Raw genomic sequence first — 13,891 nt, 5'->3', positions numbered from 1 at the left:
CGGGGGACTTGATCTCTAGCGCAGTTGAGCTCCTAGCCTCGGTGCATGATCAGTGTGAGAGCGGTATCCCCGCTTGCGTCGCCCCGGGTTTTCTCACCTCCGCGCAGTGTTGCGATCGTCGGAGCGGGGCCGGCGGGAATCCACGCTGCGAGCGCTCTCGCTGAACTGGCGCCCGGCACCAAGATAGACGTGTTCGAGCGTCTACCCACGCCGTACGGACTAGTGCGTTACGGTCTCGCGCCAGGGCACGCCGAGTCCGAGAAGTTCGTCCATTCTCTGCACACCGCGCTGGGCGCCAGTGACTTCCGGCTGTTCTGCAACGTAGAGATCGGAAAGGACCTTTCCGTCGAGGTTCTACGTTCTTCCTACGACGCCGTGATCATTGCAACCGGTGCGCCAAGGGATGTGCCGCTCGACATTCCCGGCGTCGACCTTCCAGGCTCTTTCGGTGGCGCCGATTTTGTCGGTTGGTACAACGATCACCCGGACAGTTCGCCGCAGTGGCCGCTGAACGCCGAATCGGTCGCCGTGATCGGGGGTGGCAACGTCGCACTCGATGTCGCGCGCATGATCCTCGCCGAGGAGCAATCACTACAGGCCGCCGACGTATCGGCCGACGTTCGGGAAGGGATCGCCAGCAGTCTCGTTCGGGAGGTGCACATCTTCGTCCGGCACGGACCCGCCGACGCTCGATTCTCCCCGAACGAGTTGCGCGCTCTCGGTGAACTGCCCGGAGTCGATGTTGTCGTCGACGCTGCCGATGTCGCACCGGATCGGCATATCGAGCGGATGACCAAACAGTGGGTGCATACCCGACTGGCTGTCGAGACGCTCCGCACTTTCGCAGGCGCTGCTTCTGCCGACCGAATCGCCCAGCGCCGAGTTCACCTGCACTTTTACCGACAGCCGGCGGAGATTCTCGGTAACGGGAAAGTCGAAGCACTTCGCGTCGAGCGGACTGATCCCGACGGCTACGGTCACGTCACCGCTTCGGGGGTCTGTACCGACTATCCGGTTCAAGCGGTGTACCGGGCAATCGGATTTCGCGGCACTCCACTTGCCGGGGTGCCCTTCGATCACGGACGCGGCACGGTTCCGCACCGGAGCGGCGCGGTGGTCGACGAGAGCGGTCTTCCCATTACGGGCCTGTTCGTGACCGGATGGATGAAGCGAGGTGCCGTCGGGCTGATCGGTGCGGCACGGCCGGATGCTCGCCAAACCGTCGAAACTATGCTGCGGCAGCTGGATTCGGATGTCGAATGTCGATCGGACCGCAGCCGGATCGCTGCACTACTCGCGGCCGGAAAATTACTGCCCGTCGATTGGGACGGATGGCTTCGCATCGATGCCGCCGAACGCGACCTCGGTGCGCGGCACGGGCGTGATCGCGTCAAGATCAAAGATCGCGAAGACCTTGTCCGCATCGGCGCGAACGTGGCCGTTCACCCCGAATAGAATCGCTGGGGTCTGGGGTACCACCGGGGTTACGCTGAAGTGAGTCACCTCGATTCATCGTGCTCGAGGTGCGGAGCAGAAGTGTCATGAATGAACGTGGTGCGCAGGCCAGTGACGCGACAGTCGCGAGCGGGCCCCTGACCGAACGGGGCACCGTCACCGAGTTGCGCCCGTCAGCACCGCCGGTGGGGCATGACGGGCGCAACGGTGCCGACGGGCTCGGTCGCCTGGTCGGAGACTGGGAGGCGGGGACCCCTTCCGAATTGACCGATTATCTGCCCGATCCAGCCAAGATTCGCCGGGCCGCACTGATCGAACTGGTCGGAATCGACATGGAGTACCGCTGGCTGAAAAGCGATCGCCCGAAGCGGCTCACGGAATATTGCGTCGAGTATCCGGAATTGCTCGAAGAACCACTACCGGCCGAGCTCCTGTACGAGGAGTTCCGGCTACGGAAGCAGGGCGGCGAGGACGTCGTGGCGGCTGAGTACGTCGCCGAGTTCCCTTTGCAGGCAGAGAGTTTCGAGCAGATGTTCGACCGTGATTCGATGGCCGGTCGCGAAGACGTCATGATGTTGGGTCTCTCGGGTTTCGACGAGTTCGAAATCGGGCAGCACCTCGACGATTTCGAACTGGTGTTGGAACTCGGGCACGGGGCGTTTGCTCGAGTGTTCCTCGCTCGGCAACTCTCGATGCAGCGGTGGGTTGCGTTGAAGATTTCCCGCAACGTCGGAGTCGAGCCGCAGACCCTCGCCCAGCTCGACCATCCCAACATCGTCCGCGTCTTCGATCAGCGACTGCTCGAGGAACGCGCGTTGCGAGTCCTGTTCATGGAATACGTGCCAGGTGGGACTCTGCTCGACGTGGTCAAACTTGTGCGCGTGACACCGCAGGCCCAGCGGTCCGGACAACTTCTTCTCGACGCCATCGATCAGACTCTGGCGAAGAAGGGCGAGATGAAGCCGAGCGAGACGAGCCTGCGGAGCGAGATCGCTGCGATGTCGTGGCCGGAGACCGTGGCCTGGATCGGAATGAGACTGGCCGACGCTCTCGAGTACGCGCGTGAGCACGGCGTACTACATCGGGACATCAAGCCGGCGAACGTACTTCTCAGTGTCGAAGGCATCCCGAAACTCGCCGACTTCAACGTCAGCTCGAGCGAGGAGGTCTCGACCGAGGACGCGGCTTGTTTTGTCGGGGGTTCGCTTGCCTACATGTCTCCAGAGCAGTTGGAGGCCTGTGCGGTGGGTGCGCCCGGCACACTCGACACTCGCAGCGACATCTATGCACTCGGCGTGATGCTGTGGGAGCTCCTCACCGGGAGTAGGCCTTTCACTGACGACGGAACGGGGGAGAACCCGCCGTCGCCCAAGAAGGCCCTCGAAGCTCGTCGGCGCGGAGTGGACCCCGCGGCCGAGGCCCGATTACCGGACGACTGTCCGCCGGCGCTGCGCCGAGTTCTGGTGAAGTCTCTCTCGCCGGAGCGAGACGGTAGGTGGTCTGGTGGCCGAAAGCTGGCTCGTCAGTTCGCTCTGTGTCTGGACCGGTCTGCCCGCAATCTGGTGGACCCACCGGAAGGGAGCCCGCGTTCCACGTTGTGGAAGTGGGCGCTGCCGATTCTGCTGGCGGCGATCGGAATTCCGAATCTCCTTGCGGCGGGTTACAACTACTATTACAACAAGATGCTGATCATCTCGGGGCTCTCGCCGCAGGCTCAGCAGCATCTCGAGCAGGTTCATCTGGTCATCGGGGTGGCTGCGTTCTCTCTCGGCGCCGCGGCGATCCTGTATTGGTGTCGGCTTGCGCTCACCGTGCCTCACGGACTGCGTAACGGTCAGACGTACAGCGCGGAGGTCTTGAACAAGGCGCGTACCGCGACGCTGAACGTCGGACACCGAGCGGTGGTGATCGCTTTCGGTCTGTGGGTGCTGGCCGGTATCGCATATCCAGTTGCGTTGCAGATTGCGGCTGGCGGTATTCCGCAGCGAGCCTACGTGCACCTGATGTCGTCGCTGGCCGTGTGCGGAGCCGTCGCAGTCGCCTATCCGTTCTTCATCCTGACCTACTACTCGGTTCGATGTCTGTATCCGATCTTGTTGTCACACGGCGAGTTACGAAGCGACGACGGCCGCGATATTCGTTCACTGGGTCGGAGCAGCACGAGGTACCTCGCGGTCGCAGCCTCGGTTCCCCTGGTGGGAATCGCAGGGCTCAGTTTTGTCGGTTCGGGTGCCGGTGAGGAACTCAACGCAACCGTCCGCGCTCTGTGTTTGGGCGGTATCGCCGGATTCATCGTTGTCTACCAACTGTTTCGACGAATCGAAAGGGATCTCCGGGCACTGCTGCGCGTAGTATCTCTCGAGGTGTCGGCGTCTCCTTAAGTGCCTGTCAACCGAATTCGAGTCGGCCTATTTGGCAGTGCTCTTGCGTGGTCGGCTGCGACGGACGGCTTTGGCGGGAGGCGGAGACTTCACTTCCGATTCTTCCTGAGGGTCGTCGCGCCAGTGGATCTCGATTTCTATCTCGACGTCATTGCCGTCGACTTCGATCTCGAGTTCCCACCGAACCTGCTCCGGAACACTGATTTCGATCGAGTCCCCGCCAGATCCCAGTTCCACTTCCGATCCACTGGCGAGCGCTTGGCCGAGGGCGATGAGTCGGTCGGCGACTTCCTGGCGCGAGAGTTCTGACTTCCTCTTGATCTCCAATTTGGGCACGATCACTCCTGACCTCGGCGGATTCTCCCTTTCACGGTAGATGGAACAAACGAAAGATTGTCGGAATTTGTGGAACCGCGAGGTGGCAACAGGCTTCAACGCAACGCTGATCTCGAATGTTCAGGACTCTTGCGTGCCATCGACGAGGCGGTGTATTTCCTGGGCGATGATTTCCGGATCTGTGATGGGGACGTAGTGGCCGGAGCGCTCGGCGATGACGTGGCGGCCCTGTGGAGATTGTGCGGCCCGGTACTCGTGGGAAGCATTCGCAGCCGCCCTGACTGTGGCATTCATGCCGGATCCTGTTCGCGCGCCGGAGATGACGGTGACCGGAATCCCGCCGAGCGCGGGTGGGTCAGCTCTGAACTTGTACAAGTCGTCGATGAAGGTTTCGGCTTGCGAGGCATGCGTGCGGACCATCGTGACGGTAAATCCCTCCAACTCCATATCTCTGCGCGCGTCGTCCGGCAAGGCGTCGGTCATCGACTTGTACAGTCGCGGCATCAGTTTGGTTCGGGCCAAGACCATGTTCGCTGCGATGGCCACCCGCTCCATCAGACGGAACATCCGGCTGAACAGCAGATCTGCAGCCTCGTCAGTCGGATCGACAAGCACGACGCCCGCAATCCGTTCGGGGCGAGCGGCCGCTGCAGCCCGGACGATGGGTCCGCCGGCGCTGTGGCCGACCAAGACGAACGGGCCCGGGCCGAAGTGATCGAGTACGTCGCCCAGATCGTCAGCCATCCGCCGTAGCGTCCGCGGCTGCGCATCGACGGCACTGCGTCCCAGTCCGGAACGGTCGTAGACGACGGCGCGAGCCCAGTTTCCGACCGCTGGTTGAACCAAAGCCCACCCGGATCGGCTTGCCGCAGCACCGGCTTCGAAGACGACGGTGACCGACCGATTGCGAGGCCCTGGCAGCACCATCGTGTGCAGGTATCGGCCGTCGCGGGTGCGGACTGACTCGGAATTCCCCTGGCAATGATTCTCGCGTCGTTCGTCCGGTTCGGTACTGCTGAACTCCACTTGTCGCGCTCCCCTGAGTTGACTGTTCAATCCGCCGGAACGTAACACGCCTGAAGACGCAACGGGGACGCCCGAGGGCCAGGAGGCGTTCGATCGGAGTTCTCGCGTTTCCTCATGCGGATCGTTCAGGGGTCCTGTTCGGTTCGTGGAATGCGGGCAGTGCAGGAATGAGGAGGTCGGCATAGTCGCGAATGCGCTGTGGTGGAAAGGATTTCGGTTCCGCCAAAACCAAGCGACCGGCCTCCCAGAAAAGTGCATACATGGTGCGGGCGGTGAGGTCGACATCGACGGCGGGAAGTCGATCCGGAGGTGTTGCCGCTCGTACGAAGTCCGTCAGTGCTGCGATGAGCGCCTGGCGGCCGTGCTCGAGGCGTCTACGAAAGGTTGGCGTGCTCGAGTCGGCGAGCTGGAAGACTGCTCGCCACCGGTTGGGTGCGGCCAGGACGGCCGTAAGGAAAACTTCGAGGCTTTCTGTCATCGCGTGGATCGGGTCCTGCGTGTGAAGAGGCACCACGTTGGCGAGTTGCGTCAGTGCTGCGTTCTCCTCGCGGTCGAGGCAAGCGCGCAGCAGTTGGTCGGAGTCGTCGAAGTGGCCGTAGACGACGGGGCGACTGACGCCCGCTTCCTTCGCCACCGTGTCGATGGACACCTTGTGGACGCCTTGTTCGACGATCACCCGCAGGACTGCGTCCAGTAACTGCTCCCGACGTTGTTCAGGAGCCATTCGCGGTGCATACGCCCGGTTCCGTCGTTCGGTCATGATCGTTTGCCGCCTCTCCGTCACCGCGTTGCTTGACATGCAACAACGCCTTGGCAAATACTACACTGACTGTAGCTACACTGACTGTAGCTTTGAGGGAAGGTTGCAACCGTGACTCGGTACTGCATCATCGGAGCTGGATACACCGGGCTGGCGGTGGCAAAGGCCTACGCGGATCTCGGCTTGGACTACGACCACGTCGAGACCGCCGTTGCGATCGGCGGAAACTGGTCGCACGGGGTGTACGACTCCACGCATCTGATCAGTTCGAAGGACGTCACCGGGTATCCGGACTATCCGATGCCCGACGACTACCCGGACTTTCCCAGCGCCACACAGATGTGCGAGTATCTGCGCGCCTTCGCTGCCGAGTTCGGCCTGGATCACCGGATCGAATTCAACACGCTGGTTGTCGATGTGGCGCCACTCGATACTTCGGGAAGAGCCGGGTGGCTGGTGGAATTCGGAGACGGCACGGTGCGCGAGTACGCCGGCGTCGTGATCGCCAACGGTCACTACTGGGATGTCAACATTCCCGCGTATCCGGGCGAATTCACCGGCAAACAGATCCATTCCAAGAACTACAAGCGCCCTGCCGACCTCGACGGCTCGCGCACCTTGGTGGTCGGCGCGGGAAACTCCGGTTGTGACCTGGCGGTAGAAGCCGCGCTGACCTTCGGCGCCGCGGAGATTTCACTGCGCCGTAGCTACTGGTTCATTCCGAAGTACGTCCTCGGTGTCCCTAGCAGCAAGTTCGACGTGGGCTCGATCCCAGTTCCAAAAGTGTTGCAGGAGCTAGTCTTCCGAATGATCGTTGTTGTCGGAATGGGAAGTTTTCGCAGTTTCGGGCTGGAAAAGCCGAAGCACCGTATCTTCGACCAAGATCTGGTAGTCAACCAGCAACTGCCTTACTTCCTCAAACACGGCCGCATTGCAGTCAGGCCGGAAATATCCCGGTTCGACGGACGTACAGTGCATTTCACCGACGGCACCAGCGGCGAATACGACACCATCGTCTGGGCCACCGGCTTCAAGACCACCTTCCCCTTCCTAGGCGACGGACTGCTCACGTGGGATAACGGGCAACCGCGCCTGGTGTCACACACCTTCGCCCCGGGGTTGGCCAACTTGTATTTCGCGGGACTGGTCGCCCCGCGCTCGGGTGCAGGAATGCTGCTGATGAACAGTTCACGCCTGCTCGCCGAGGCCGCGATACTGCAGCAACAACTGCATACACCGGTCGGTGATCTCTACTCGTATCTGTCCAAGCCATCCGGAGAAATCCTCGCCGGTGGCCCCGAATTGCGCTGGGAAATGCGGCGCGGCCGGTGGTCGGTCCGGATCATGACCCAACTGGCCACACTCCGCTCGAAGCTCCTCGGTGCACTCGCCGGCCCACCGACCGCGCGGAGAATTCCCGAGCCGCGACCTGTTGTGCCCGGCAACGTCCGGCGACCGATCCTCGCTGCCGCGCACCGCAACGCCTGACCTCCAATTCTCCACCACGACAACAGGAGTAACCATGCCACCCAAGAAACACGCACCCCGCACTGCTACCGCTGCCAGTTCACTCACGCTGCCATGCGGCGTTACCCTGCCCAACCGCATCGCCAAGGCCGCGATGAGTGAACAACTCGCCGCGATCGACGGCTCACCCAGCCAGAACCTGACCCGCCTCTACAGCGCCTGGGGACGAGGCGGTGCAGGCCTGCTCATCACCGGCAACGTCATGATCGACCGTCGCGCCTACGTCGAGCCACGCAACGTGACCCTCGAAGACGACCGCCACCTCGAAGCCGTCGGCAACTGGGCCCGGGCAGGATCCCGGGAGGGTGCGGTGATGATCATGCAGATCAACCACCCCGGACGAGTTGCCGTCGGACCACTGCACCGACGCCCGGTCGGCCCGTCGGCGCTGCGGCCGCAGGCGCTCGGATTCAATCTGCGCAAACCCCGGGAACTCTCGCTCGGCGACATCGCCTTCCTGCGTCGCCGCTACGCCCGAACCGCGGAACTGGCCGTGGCAGCCGGATTTTCGGGAGTGCAGGTCCATGCCGCACACGGATACCTCCTGTCGCAGTTCCTCTCACCTGTCGCGAACAAGCGCACCGACAGCTACGGCGGAAGCCCGGAGAACCGGCGTCGCCTGTTGCTCGAGGTGATCGCTGACGTTCGCGCAGCCATCGGCCCGGAGGCCGTTGTGTCGGTCAAGCTCAACTCGGCAGACTTCCAGCACGGCGGGTTGGGGGAAGACGAGTCGCTCGATGTCGCGCTCGCTTTGGAAAAGGCCGGCATCGACCTGCTCGAGGTCTCCGGCGGCAACTACGAAGCTCCAGCCATGACCGGCGTCGTGCAGGACAGCACCCGAGTCCGGGAGGCTTACTTCCTGCGCTACGCCGAAAGCCTGCGCGCCCGTACTGCTATGCCGCTCATGTTGACCGGCGGTGTACGCACCCGCGACTTCATCCGCGACGTGCTCGCTCAGGGCGTCGTGGATGTGATCGGGCTCGGCCGACCATTCGCCGTGCGGCCGACGATCGCGGCCGACCTGCTGTCCGGGACCGGTGAGCCGCAGGTGCTTCCGACTGCGCCACGCATTCCGCTGGCCGGCGCCACACCAATCAATTCCTACCTCCAACTCGCCTGGCATGCGGCGAATTTCCGCCGGATTGCGGCAGGCAAGGAGCAAGTACGTGAACCGGGTGCAGTTCGCACTCTGATCGCTGCTGGTACCGCCGTGACTGCCCGCGCGCTCACCCAATTCTGATCACCGAGGAGCGAACCATGAGCCTTCCCCCACCCACATCAACCACGCGAGCTGTCGTCACCGGTGCGTCCTCCGGTATCGGTCTCGCCCTCGCCGAAGGCCTGGCGCGGCGTGGATACTCGTTGATCCTGGTAGCCCGCCGCGAGGATCGATTGCGTGAGCTGGCCGCGCGGTTGGCCCAGCGTTACGGCATCGAGGTCGAGATCCGAAGCGTCGATCTGTCCGACCGTGCCGAGCGCGCGAAGCTCTGTGACGAGCTCGCGACCAGAGATGTCGTAATACTGTGCAACAACGCCGGATTCGCCACCTACGGCGAGCTCGCGACCGCGAACCCGGAGCGGGAACGCCAACAGGTGGAACTGAATTCCGTTGCAGTGCACGACCTCATCCTCGCTGTACTGCCACCCATGCTGGCGCGCGGCGTGGGCGCGATTCTGATCACCGGATCCACCGCAGGCAACCAACCCGGACCGAACAACGCTACTTACGCGGCGAGCAAGGCATTCGCGAACACCCTCGCCGAATCGCTGCACAGTGAGCTCGTCGGCACCGGAGTGCAATGTACGCTACTCGCGCCAGGCCCAGTACGTACGGAATACGCCGAGGTAGCCGAGGTCCCGAAGCTCGACCGCCTGTTGCCAGGCCCGCTGTGGGTCAGTGCCGAACAAGCCGCAACGGCAGCAATCGTCGGGCTGGCGGCTGGTCGCCGCCGCGTGGTCCCCGGCGCGTTCGCCAAACTGCAGACCGTCAGTGGCCAATACACCCCGCGAGGGCTGATCGGGCCGATTCTGCGTACCGTCTACCGAAGGGTCAAATGAGATGAGCTGGGAACCGGCCGTCAGGACTGCGGGTCGCTCACTCTGGACGGACCTGCGCCGCACACTGACACTCGGCGATCCGCGGCGCAGCCTCTACCGCGACGCCCACTACTTCAGCGCCACCGTCGAAATCGACCCCGACATCATGAAGCAGTGGCTTCCTGCGGGGGTACGGTTGGCCGAACCGGCGCGCGCCGACCTTTTCACCGCCTGTTTCCCGGACAACAATTTCGAGTCACCCGGCTATCACGAGGCCGGACTGTTCGTTCACATCAAGACAGTGCAGGGCACCGGAATTCACTGCCCGTGGATGATTCTCGACGACGACGTAGCCCTGATCATCGGCCGTGAGCTTCTTGGCTACCCGAAGAAACTGGGTGAGATCGAGTGGACGGTCACCGATACCGATATCCGCGCTGCGGCAACCCGGCGTGGGCACAAGCTGCTCACCATGAGCGGCCGCATGGGCGACGCCATCACCGACCCACCGCCGATCCTCGCCCGACCGCACCGCAATGTCGTCGGCGTCGCGGGCATGCTGCCGCCCTGGTTGGTCGCCTTCACTCCACGTGAGAGCGTGCTCGAGGTACGGCGCATCGACGAATTCGCGCTGGAAGTGTTTGGCTCAGAACGAGACCCTCTGGATCAGATGGGAATCGGCCGGGTGGTCGAAGCGCGGCTGCACCGCGTCGACCTGCCGGGCGTGTGGGTGCCGCCTGTCCCGGTACGCCCACTTACTCCGTTGTTCACGACCAGCCGTCTACGGCCGCGGGTCCTGTGACCTTCACATACTCGAGCGCACCCGCGGGAAATCAACGTGAGCTGCCGCCACCTACAGAATCCCTCTGCGAGAGAACTTCAGGACCGTCATGAGCGATATCTATCGTCACATCTTGCGTGCCCACAAATGGATCTACATGCGTACCGGTGGACTGGTCGGGCATCGTCTCCTCTTCGGCAACCCCACCCTTCTGATACGCACCCTCGGTCGCAAATCCGGTCTGCCGAGAACTTCGGCATTGACCTACGCACGCGATGGCGGAACCTATCTGGTGGTCGCCTCCGCCGGAGGAGCAGCCAAGCCACCCGACTGGCTTGCCAACCTCACCGCACAACCTGTGTGCGAGATGCAGATCGGCTTACGCAGTACACGAGTTCGCGCGCGCGTCACCCTGCCGACCGATCCGGATTACGCGCGACGGTGGTCGACACTCGACGTCGTGAACAAGGGGCGATACTCCGCCTACCAGAACAAGACATCTCGCACGATCCCGATCGTAGAACTGGTCCCGATGAAGTCTTGAACACCGCCGTCGCTGCGCTGAATGCGGCGAAGTCACGACGGTGAACGGAGTTGCCCGACCACCGTCGCATTAGGTTCAGGTGTCGGACGATAACTCGGGGATCGCAGGCGAGCCCGCCTTTTACCTGTTGAGGTGACGGGTGACCGGACGGATTGTTCACAGGGCCGATTAGCTCGATCGGGCAAGAATTTCGCGAAAGTCTGGGTTCAGTCCAGAAGATTGCGCAATAGTGGAAAGGTGCCTTCGACGCCGGATTACGCAGCCCAATTGCGTGACGCTGAGCTTCGCGTGACTCGCCCCCGAGTCACGGTGCTCGAGGTTGTGCATGCACGCCCACATGCAGCCACCGAGACGATTTTCGATGCTGTGCGGGCGGTTCTGCCAGGGGTATCTCGGCAGGCGGTCTACGACGTGTTGCACGCTCTCACCGACGCCGGATTGATACGGCGAATACAACCGTCCGGATCCGTGGCGCTGTACGAGTCTCGCGTCGGTGACAACCACCATCACGTGGTCTGCAGGTCGTGTGGCGTTGTCGAGGACGTCGACTGCGCCGTAGGTGAAGCGCCGTGTTTGACGCCGTCGACGCACAACGGCTTCGTCCTCGATGAAGCCGAGGTCATCTACTGGGGCCTGTGTGCCGACTGTTCGACAACTCAGAGTTTGCGATCACAAACGTGATCGAAGTCCGTTCTACTCGCTCATGGAGGGATTACCGTGTCCGATAGTTGCCCGGTTGCTCACGATGGAAACACCGAGAGCACCAGCGAAAGTGAAAACCCCGCAATCCCGTCGCCGACACCCACCGGGAACCGTCCGAGAACGAACAGCGACTGGTGGCCGAATCAGCCGGATCTCTCTGTCCTGCATTCACATTCGTCGAAGTCGAATCCCATGGGTGCAGACTTCGACTACGCCCAGGAATTCGCCAAACTCGACGTCGAGGCACTCAAGCGCGACGTCATCGCGTTGATGACGGCGTCGCAGGATTGGTGGCCGGCCGACTACGGCCACTACGGCGGACTCTTCGTGCGTATGAGTTGGCATGCTGCCGGCACCTATCGCATTGCAGACGGCCGCGGGGGCGGCGGTCAAGGCGCTCAGCGTTTCGCCCCGCTCAACAGTTGGCCGGACAACGCCAGCCTCGACAAGGCACGGCGCCTGCTCTGGCCCGTGAAGCAGAAGTACGGAAAGCAGGTTTCCTGGGCCGACCTGCTGGTGTTCGCGGGCAACTGCGCCCTGGAGTCGATGGGGTTCAAGACCTTCGGCTTCGGATTCGGCCGAGAAGACATCTGGGAGCCCGAGGAGATCTACTGGGGTCCTGAGGACACCTGGCTCGGCGACGAGCGTTACAGCGGAGACCGTGAGCTGTCCGGACCGCTCGGCGCCGTGCAGATGGGCTTGATCTACGTCAATCCCGAAGGGCCCAACGGGCAACCGGATCCGGTAGCGGCCGCCCGCGACATCCGAGAAACATTCGCGCGCATGGCGATGAACGACGTGGAGACAGCTGCGCTGATCGCCGGCGGCCACACCTTCGGCAAGACACACGGAGCCGGACCGGCCGACCTCGTCGGACCGGAACCCGAAGGCGCACCCATCGAGCAGCAGGGACTGGGCTGGAAGAGTGCCTTCGGCACGGGTGTGGGTAAGGACGCGATCACCAGTGGTCTTGAGGTCGTGTGGACTCCCACTCCGACGAAGTGGGACAACACCTTCTTGGAGATTCTGTACGGCTACGACTGGGAGCTGACCAAGAGCCCGGCGGGTGCGTGGCAGTGGATTCCGAAGGACGGCGCGGGGGCGGGCACGATCCCGGACCCGTTCGATTCGTCGGCCGGACGCACACCGACGATGCTGACGACCGACCTCTCCCTACGCCTGGATCCGACGTACGAGAAGATCACCCGGCGTTGGCTCGATCATCCGGAAGAATTTGCCGAAGAGTTCGCCAAGGCTTGGTACAAGCTCCTTCACCGTGACATGGGACCGGTCACGCGCTACCTGGGACCTTGGGTTCCCGAGCCGCAGCTGTGGCAGGACCCCGTTCCCTCGGCCGATGATCAACTGATCGGGGACGCAGACATCGCGATCCTCAAGAGTCGACTTCTCGACTCCGGGCTGTCCATTTCGCAGTTGGTGTCGACCGCGTGGGCGTCGGCTGCGAGCTTCCGCAGCACCGACATGCGCGGCGGCGCCAACGGTGCGCGAATTCGACTGGAGCCGCAGAAGAACTGGGAAGTCAACGAGCCCGCAGCCCTCGCCGCGGTGCTTGAGACTCTCGAGCGGGTTCAGCAGGACTTCAACCAGGCTGGTGGAGCCAAGGTTTCACTCGCCGACCTGATCGTTCTGGGTGGTACAGCGGCCGTCGAACAGGCCGCGAAGAACGCGGGACAGGACATCACGGTCTCGTTCACTCCGGGACGTACTGACGCAACGCAGGAGCAGACAGACGTCGACTCGTTCGAGGTACTCGAACCTCGGGCCGACGGATTCCGGAACTACCTCAAGGGTGGGGAGAAGATTCCGGCAGAGATTCTGCTGGTGGACCGCGCGTACATGCTGTCTCTGACCCCACCCGAGGTGACAGTGCTGGTCGGCGGACTTCGCGCGCTGAACGCGAACTTCGGCAAGACCGGCCACGGGGTGTTCACCGACCGTCCCGAGACCTTGACCAACGATTTCTTCGTCAACCTTCTCGACATGGGTACCGAGTGGAAGCCGTCGAAGACGAACGAGAACGTCTACGACGGGGCTGATCGTGCGACGGGCGACCCGAAGTACACGGCAACTGCAGTGGACCTCGTCTTCGGATCGAATTCGCAACTGCGCGCACTCTCCGAGGTGTACGCCAGCGAAGACGCGAAGCAGAAGTTCGCCGAGGACTTCGCCGCCGCCTGGACCAAGGTGATGAACCTCGACCGGTTCGACGTCAACTGATCCAGCAGATCGTCGACGGCGCCCCCGGGGGGGTTTGTGCCGGGGGGCCCGGGAGTGACCCCCCCGCGAGCGGGGGGGGGTGGGGGGGAAGATTTGGCGGGTGG

The 13,891-nt window shown here is 62.9% G+C and carries 12 protein-coding genes; 9 read left to right on the top strand and 3 right to left on the bottom strand.

The window, feature by feature from the left end; translation table 11 throughout:
- Window positions 1-45: 45 nt before the first annotated feature.
- Together ACFWAD_RS20980 and ACFWAD_RS20975 are read left to right on the top strand one after the other, a co-directional pair.
- Complete coding sequence (locus ACFWAD_RS20980) at window positions 46-1,455, top strand: FAD-dependent oxidoreductase (protein ID WP_378535666.1); 1,410 nt, start codon at window positions 46-48, stop codon at window positions 1,453-1,455.
- 86 nt (window positions 1,456-1,541) lie between these two features.
- Window positions 1,542-3,836 carry a serine/threonine-protein kinase gene (locus ACFWAD_RS20975; protein WP_378535668.1) on the top strand — a complete coding sequence of 765 codons (2,295 nt, stop codon included), beginning with the start codon at window positions 1,542-1,544 and terminating at the stop codon, window positions 3,834-3,836.
- Window positions 3,837-3,863: 27 nt separating this feature from the next.
- On the opposite strand, the gene ACFWAD_RS20970 is transcribed toward ACFWAD_RS20975, so the two are convergent.
- The 3 genes from ACFWAD_RS20970 to ACFWAD_RS20960 form a co-directional block, all read right to left on the bottom strand.
- Window positions 3,864-4,172, bottom strand: a complete 309-nt coding sequence (locus tag ACFWAD_RS20970) for an amphi-Trp domain-containing protein (RefSeq protein ID WP_378535671.1) — start codon at window positions 4,170-4,172, stop codon at window positions 3,864-3,866.
- Between the two features lie 120 nt (window positions 4,173-4,292).
- Window positions 4,293-5,198, bottom strand: a complete 906-nt coding sequence (locus ACFWAD_RS20965; RefSeq protein ID WP_378547301.1) for an alpha/beta fold hydrolase — start codon at window positions 5,196-5,198, stop codon at window positions 4,293-4,295.
- Window positions 5,199-5,310: 112 nt separating this feature from the next.
- Window positions 5,311-5,958 carry a TetR/AcrR family transcriptional regulator gene (locus ACFWAD_RS20960; protein ID WP_378535675.1) on the bottom strand — a complete coding sequence of 216 codons (648 nt, stop codon included), beginning with the start codon at window positions 5,956-5,958 and terminating at the stop codon, window positions 5,311-5,313.
- Between the two features lie 111 nt (window positions 5,959-6,069).
- On the opposite strand from ACFWAD_RS20960, the gene ACFWAD_RS20955 reads away from it, so the two are divergent.
- The 7 genes from ACFWAD_RS20955 to katG all read left to right on the top strand — a co-directional run bounded on the left by ACFWAD_RS20955 (window position 6,070) and on the right by katG (window position 13,787).
- A complete protein-coding gene (locus ACFWAD_RS20955) occupies window positions 6,070-7,446 on the top strand; it encodes a flavin-containing monooxygenase (RefSeq protein ID WP_378535677.1) in 1,377 nt (458 codons plus the stop codon).
- A 34-nt stretch (window positions 7,447-7,480) separates the two neighbouring features.
- On the top strand, window positions 7,481-8,725 hold the full coding sequence (locus ACFWAD_RS20950; protein WP_378535679.1) for an NADH:flavin oxidoreductase/NADH oxidase family protein: 1,245 nt from the start codon (window positions 7,481-7,483) through the stop codon (window positions 8,723-8,725).
- A 17-nt stretch (window positions 8,726-8,742) separates the two neighbouring features.
- Window positions 8,743-9,543, top strand: coding sequence for an SDR family NAD(P)-dependent oxidoreductase (locus ACFWAD_RS20945; protein WP_378535681.1), 801 nt, complete (start codon window positions 8,743-8,745; stop codon window positions 9,541-9,543).
- A 1-nt stretch (window position 9,544) separates the two neighbouring features.
- Window positions 9,545-10,324, top strand: a complete 780-nt coding sequence (locus tag ACFWAD_RS20940; RefSeq protein WP_378547298.1) for an acetoacetate decarboxylase family protein — start codon at window positions 9,545-9,547, stop codon at window positions 10,322-10,324.
- A gap of 88 nt (window positions 10,325-10,412) precedes the next feature.
- Window positions 10,413-10,847 carry a nitroreductase/quinone reductase family protein gene (locus tag ACFWAD_RS20935; protein ID WP_378535686.1) on the top strand — a complete coding sequence of 145 codons (435 nt, stop codon included), beginning with the start codon at window positions 10,413-10,415 and terminating at the stop codon, window positions 10,845-10,847.
- A gap of 237 nt (window positions 10,848-11,084) precedes the next feature.
- Entirely contained in the window at window positions 11,085-11,528 is a 444-nt protein-coding gene (locus ACFWAD_RS20930) for a Fur family transcriptional regulator (RefSeq protein WP_378535689.1), read from the top strand.
- Between the two features lie 36 nt (window positions 11,529-11,564).
- The gene (gene katG / locus ACFWAD_RS20925) at window positions 11,565-13,787 is read left to right on the top strand and encodes a catalase/peroxidase HPI (RefSeq protein ID WP_378547295.1); all 2,223 of its coding nucleotides are present in this window, start codon (window positions 11,565-11,567) and stop codon (window positions 13,785-13,787) included.
- Window positions 13,788-13,891 lie beyond the last annotated feature (104 nt).

Source organism: Rhodococcus sp. NPDC059969 (assembly GCF_042738325.1).
In the GTDB taxonomy this organism is placed as follows: domain Bacteria; phylum Actinomycetota; class Actinomycetes; order Mycobacteriales; family Mycobacteriaceae; genus Rhodococcus_F.
Note: the sequence above shows the minus strand (reverse complement) of the source record. Positions and strands in the feature narration are given on the sequence as shown.